Annotated in this window: 4 protein-coding genes and 1 pseudogene (1 of these 5 only partly in view); all 5 read right to left on the reverse strand. The window is 57.7% G+C overall.

Features of this window, described 5'->3' with window-relative positions:
• Positions 1-173 (reverse strand): addiction module toxin RelE (locus GTN70_00575; GenBank protein NIO15496.1); only part of this gene is annotated, 173 nt, incomplete at its 3' end.
• A gap of 122 nt (positions 174-295) precedes the next feature.
• Complete coding sequence (locus tag GTN70_00580) at positions 296-2,206, reverse strand: LysM peptidoglycan-binding domain-containing protein (GenBank protein ID NIO15497.1); 1,911 nt, start codon at positions 2,204-2,206, stop codon at positions 296-298.
• Between the two features lie 294 nt (positions 2,207-2,500).
• Positions 2,501-2,812 carry a carboxymuconolactone decarboxylase family protein gene (locus GTN70_00585; protein ID NIO15498.1) on the reverse strand — a complete coding sequence of 104 codons (312 nt, stop codon included), beginning with the start codon at positions 2,810-2,812 and terminating at the stop codon, positions 2,501-2,503.
• Positions 2,813-2,980: 168 nt separating this feature from the next.
• Positions 2,981-4,192: an FtsX-like permease family protein gene (locus GTN70_00590; protein ID NIO15499.1), complete on the reverse strand. Its 1,212-nt coding sequence runs from the start codon at positions 4,190-4,192 to the stop codon at positions 2,981-2,983.
• A pseudogene (locus GTN70_00595) lies at positions 4,189-4,428 on the reverse strand (ATP-binding cassette domain-containing protein) (it continues 421 nt past the right edge of the window). The gene GTN70_00590 and the pseudogene GTN70_00595 overlap by 4 nt, the downstream one beginning before the upstream one ends.

The raw sequence follows: 4,428 nt of genomic DNA on the forward strand, positions 1-4,428 counted from the left end.
CCCATCAGGCAGTAGGCGTGGCAGATCCAGTTGTACCGTTCCACCACCCTCTCCAGGACATTCATGAACGCATGCCTGTCCTGATCCTGGATAAACAGTGTCATCCCCTCATTTCCCCTGCTGATGATGTGGTAAAGGGCGTTTTCGTACTCTATGCGCAGCGGTCTTGCCATTCTGCCGGCTCCTTTCGCATGCCTCTTCCCATGGAACAAGCAAGATTGAAGCCAAAGTCGGCGGAAGAAATCCTTCAGAGAGGGGAATGATTAAAATGTGAGAAAATGGGAACTGACCCCGGTCAATTCGGGACCTGGAGGACCTGGCCCACGTGAATAACGGTTGATCTGAGGCCGTTTATACGCTGGAGGGTTCTCGTATCGGTCCCGAATTTCTCGGCTATCAGCCAGAGAGAGTCGCCCTTTTTGACCCGGTAGCGGCTGCCGGATGCTGACCCTCCAGAATAGCTCGCAACCTTGGTGTTGTCTGTAATTTTGAGAACCTGCCCCACGGAAAGCGTGGCGGACTTCAAGTTATTCCTCTGCTGGAGAGTCCTCACATCGGTATTGAACTTTTTTGCGATCAGCCAGAGTGAGTCTCCTCTTCGGACGCGGTATTTCCCGCCGGGAAGGAGTTCATATGATCTGACCTGTCTTCTCGCGCGTCTGCCGAGAGGTATCTTCAGCCGCTGGCCCACGCGGATGATGCTCCTGCGAGAGATACGGTTTGCCCTGGCGATGGCCGAAACGCTGGAGCGGTATTTCACGGCAATGTAAGAGAGGGTTTCGCCCCTTCTTACGCGGTGATAGGTGTATGCCCGTTTCGGCGGATGCCATACCGGAATCTCATCGATTTTCGCAAGCAATACCTCCCCTTTTCCCGGGGGGACTTTCAGGGTGTAATTCCCGCTTGGCGTTGCCCCCTGCCTGAGTTCGGGGTTCAGGCTTTTGAGCTCTTGATAAGAAATTTCCAGTTTTTTCGCCACATCTTTCATCCGCATCTGTTTGCCGATGGTCACGGTCTCGTGGGGGATGGGCATCTCGGGTTCCGGAAGGGAAATGCCGTATTTTCCCGGGTCATTGAGGATGTGGAGTACGGCGAGAAATCTCGGCACGTAGCGGGCCGTTTCCCGGGGGAGCATCTCGTAGAGATCCCAGAAGTTGTCGAGGTAATTTATCCTCTGGGTGCGAATAACCCTGAGGACCGACCCCTCTCCGCAATTGTAGGCTGCAAGCACCGTGGTCCAATCTCCGAATATCCGGTGTAATTCATCCATATACGCGATGGCTGCCCTGGTTGCCTTTATCGGGTCGAGCCTCTCGTCAACCCAGGTGTCCCGGGACAGCCCGAACTTGTAGCCGGTAGAGGGAATAAACTGCCACAGGCCAAGGGCCCGCGCCCGGGAGAGTGCGTGTGTCTTGAATCCACTTTCGATAAGCGGCAGCCATGACAGCTCCTCCGGCATTCCGGCTTCCTTGAGTGCCTCCACCATCATGTTCCGATACATCCCGGAGCGCCTGTATGACTCCAGGAAAAAGTTCTTCTCGCGGCCCCTGAAAAGATTGATCTCCCTCTGCACGTGCTCGTTCATCGTGAGCGGAATGGCATTGTGATTGCCGTTCACCGCGGTGTATCTGGATGTGTAGAGCTCCAGGATCCTCCGGGATATCATGAAGCGCAGGTCGTCTTTCTGCTGTATCAGTTCCGGATTGCTGTCGGTCTCCACTTTGAGTATCAGCTCGTAGGCCTGGTCCAGGGCCTCCATGGCTTTATCCAGGATACCCTGCATCCAGAACTCCTGGGATGCCTCATAGAAGCCGAGGGCAGTGTCCATGAGGACCTGAGGGCTCTCGGCGTTCGCATCTTCAGCTGCTGCCTGGGCCCCTTCTGCATCGGGGTCAGGCAGTCCCGTTTCCTGGCTTTGCCCTACCTCCAGTACAGCGGGATCATCGCTGCCGGTGTCGGCATAGGGCAGGGAATCTTCCGCTGCGCTTCCCGTGATAGAGTCGGCAGCCTCGAGGTCACCGGAGGCCAGAGATTCCGACTCGGGGGAGCCAAGTTCGCTGCCCCAGGTATCTCGGGGATCCTCGACCAGGATTTCTGCCGGCACGGTGTGCGGATTCCCGGGTACGCGGGCTTTCGTCTGGCTGCAGCCGGCAAGGAAAACAGCGGTCACTAAACATACTGCATATTCGAGAAATGATTTCCTCATAACCCTCATCATGAATGCCTGGTTTGCGGCAGACTGAAGCTTACCGCACCTCCAACTTACTTTCTCTATATCGGATTACCCGTGCGTATACTTGACCGACTTCAAAACCCCCGATTTTGGAATCCTACCCCATTAAAAGCTTTCAAGTCAACGGGAAAGGAGTCCATAATGAAAATCAGTTCTCATTTCCTGAGATAACGGGAGAACGGGGGGAGCCGCCTGCAAGACACACCGCACAGGCCCCCGCCGTATCGAATGAAAAATCCCTGCCTCGGAACCGGGTTGCACCGGGAGTTAGCCGATTATGTCCCCGGCCCAGGTCAGCGCCGCAGCGACGTTGGGGAACCCAATCGTTGAGGTAAGCAGTATCAGTGCATGACGGATCTCCTCGGGGGTTGCCCCTGCATCCCGTGCTCTTCGAACGTGGCTGTGTACCGAGCCCTCGGAGCGTATGGCAGCCGCAGCGGCAAGCTGGATCAGCTGTGCGGTTTTTTCATCAAGGGGCCCTGAAGTTTTCACTGCCTTTCCTAATGCCTCAACAGCGTCAATGAACTCCTCGTGCCGCTTTTTTAGCTTCTGATACGTCTTCGGCGGTTTGCTCGTCATGAGACTCTCCTCCCTTAACCGTTTTCGGGGTCAGNNCGTTTTCGGGGTCAGTTCCCATTTTCTCACATTTTGCATGAATTTCGCTGCTCACGCGAGGATCGTGCCCTTACTACCTGGGTAATTTTTTAGGGAAAATGCGAAAAACCTGAGGATATGGGAACTGACCCCTCACTCGTGGCGGAGGGCTTCGATGGGGTCGAGCCTGGCGGCGTTTCGGGCCGGAAAGTAACCGAAAAATATTCCGATTACGGCTGAGAAAAAGAAGGCCACGGCGATGATCCCCGGGTTCAGCACGAAGGGGACGAGAAGAAGTTTCGTGAGCCAGGCCGATACCCCGATCGCCAGAACGATACCGATGATTCCCCCCAGCGATGAGAGCACGAGGGCCTCCACGAGGAACTGGAGGAGCACCTCCCGTGCGAGGGCGCCGATGGCCAGCCGGGTCCCTATCTCCCGCGTCCGCTCCGTCACGGCCACCAGCATGATGTTCATGATCCCGATTCCGCCCACGAGCAGGCTCACCGCCGCGACGGCCCCCAGAAGCGACGTGAGCACGCTCGTCGTCCCGGAGAGCACCGTCGTGATCTCCCGCATGTCCCTGATGTAGAAATCATCGTCCTGCCCGGGGCGGATGCGGCGCCGCTGCCGCATCAGCCTCTCGATATCCTTCTTTTCCTGGTCGATGGAAAACCCATCCAGGATGGATATGTAAGCCCTGGTAATATCATTATTTCCAGCGATCCGCCGGTGGAAGGTGCGCAGGGGCATGAGGATGAAGTCGTCACGGTCCGTGCCGAAGGAGGACTCTCCCTTCGAGACGAACACCCCCATCACCTTCAGGGAGAGCTTCGTGAATCGGATGGTCTTGTCCACCGGATCTTCCCCCCCGAAGAGCTCCTCTGCAACCGTGCTTCCCAGGATGCAGACCGCCGAACCGGCCTTGGTCTCGCCCTCCGAGAACCTTCGCCCCTTTGCAAGGGGCCAGTCCCGCGCCTCGATGAAGCCGTTGGTGCTGCCCGTAACCGAGGTCGACCAGTTCCTGTTCCCGTAGATGGCCTGGACCGTCTCCCCGGCGATCGGCGCGACGGCCTCAATTCCCGGGACCTCCCTTGCGATGGCCTCCAGGTCGGCCATGTCGAAGGGCTTCGCCTCCATCCTCACCCCGCCGGGCCCCCGGATGTCCTGGCCGGCTCTGAGCTGGAGGAGGTTGGTTCCCAGGCTCGCTATCTGCTCTTTTATCTTCTCCGTCGCCCCGTTTCCGAGGGTCACCATCGTGATGACCGACGCCACTCCGATGATGATCCCCAGGGATGTGAGAAAGGAGCGCAGAAGGTTCCGGGGGAGTTCCCTGAATGCGAGCAAAAAGGCGTTCCAGATCATGGGCCTGCCCCTCCCGGATCCCGGGTGGAAATCACCCCGTCAACGAAAACGACCCTGCGCTGGGCGTAGGAGGCCATATCCTGCTCGTGGGTGACCATGACCACGGTGATCCCCATTTCCCCGTTCAGGCGGGTCAAGAGGTTCATGATCTCGTGACTTCGCTCCGTGTCCAGGTTCCCGGTAGGCTCGTCGGCCAGGAGGACTTTCGGCCGGGTAACGATCGCCCGGGCAAGCGC

This window comes from Deltaproteobacteria bacterium (assembly GCA_011773515.1).
Classification (GTDB): domain Bacteria; phylum Desulfobacterota; class Deferrimicrobia; order J040; family J040; genus WVXK01.